This is a genomic window from Streptococcus sp. 3874 (assembly GCF_013276425.1).
Lineage (GTDB): Bacteria > Bacillota > Bacilli > Lactobacillales > Streptococcaceae > Streptococcus > Streptococcus pseudopneumoniae.
This window is the reverse complement of sequence record NZ_VMLA01000162.1, coordinates 1-1,637: the sequence shown is the minus strand read 5'-3', so window position 1 is coordinate 1,637 and position 1,637 is coordinate 1. Positions and strand designations below refer to the sequence as shown.

Below are 1,637 nucleotides of genomic sequence, written 5' to 3'. Positions count from 1 at the left end.
AAGACGAAGGAAGGCCGCAGAGCTTTCCTTTTTTAGAAAAATAATAAAGGTCTATTTTGAATCTGTAAAGAATAAAAAATAATAATACTCAATGAAAATCAAATAGCAAACTAGGAAGCTAGCCGCAAGCTGCTCAAAACACTGTTTTGAGGTTGTAGATAAGACTGACGAAGTCAGTCACATATATACGGCAAGGCGACGTTGACGTGGTTTGAAGAGATTTTCGAAGAGTATTGAGGTTTTGATAATCTTCGTTACAACTATTCTAGCACCATTACTGATTACTATTACCGGTAATGTCATTTCTGAGTGGATAGTCAGAAAGTGGTTAGATAAGCGCGACAAAAAAATATAACCTGAGTTTAGTTTTAATGTAACTGGACAAAAAGAAATACCAGAGGTGGAGCTCTGGTATTTTTGTTTTTGCCAAGACTTCGTTACAGTTCTTGTAAGATTATTGTTACATAATTAGCACTACTTGTCAAATAATTGTTGGCTCCACTTTCTATTTTACTTTTCCTGTTTTTAGGTCTATAATGGTAATAGATTTTATTTGGAGGTTTTTATGTCATTTCTATCAAAAAATGGAGCAGGTATCTTGGCCTGCCTTCTCATTTCTATCGTATCTTGGTACTTAGGAGGATTCTTCCCTGTTATTGGCGCGCCCGTTTTTGCCATTTTCATGGGAATGCTCCTACATCCCTTTCTCTCGTCTTATAAACAACTGGATGCTGGATTGACCTTTAGTTCTAAAAAATTGCTCCAGTATGCCGTTGTCTTGCTTGGTTTTGGTCTCAATATCTCGCAAGTCTTCGCAGTTGGGCAATCTTCGCTCCCTGTCATCCTATCCACCATTTCAATAGCTCTGATTATTGCCTACTTCTTCCAGCGCTTCTTTGCACTGGATACAAAACTGGCTACCTTGGTTGGAGTAGGTTCTTCTATCTGTGGTGGTTCTGCCATTGCTGCGACAGCGCCCGTTATTGATGCTAAGGAAAAGGAAGTAGCCCAAGCCATTTCCGTTATCTTTTTCTTCAATGTCTTGGCTGCGCTCATCTTTCCAACCCTCGGCACCTGGCTTCATCTATCCAATGAAGGCTTCGCCCTCTTTGCAGGGACTGCGGTCAACGACACTTCCTCTGTAACGGCTGCCGCCAGCGCTTGGGACAGTCTTTACCAAAGCAATACCCTCGAGTCTGCAACCATTGTTAAACTCACACGTACTTTGGCTATTATCCCTATCACGCTCTTTCTCTCCTACTGGCAAAGTCGCCAACAAGAAAACAAGCAAAGCCTACAACTGAAAAAAGTCTTCCCACTTTTTATCCTTTACTTTATCCTTGCCTCTCTCCTAACCACCCTTCTGACCTCTCTCGGTGTGTCTAGTAGTTTCTTTACCCCTCTCAAACAACTCTCTAAATTCCTTATTGTCATGGCTATGAGTGCTATCGGTCTCAAAACCAATCTGGTCGCTATGGTCAAATCCAGTGGAAAATCCATTCTTCTTGGAGCCATCTGCTGGATTGCCATCATCCTCACCACTCTTGGTATGCAGACCCTTATCGGCATTTTCTAATACTCTTCGAAAATCTCTTCAAACCACATCAACGTCGCCTTGCCGTATATATGTTACTGAC

The 1,637-nt window shown here is 41.5% G+C and carries 1 protein-coding gene; it reads left to right on the top strand.

The annotated features are described in order from the left end of the window. Positions 1-565: 565 nt before the first annotated feature. Entirely contained in the window at positions 566-1,576 is a 1,011-nt protein-coding gene (locus HT703_RS11400; protein ID WP_172930102.1) for a YeiH family protein, read from the top strand. Positions 1,577-1,637 lie beyond the last annotated feature (61 nt).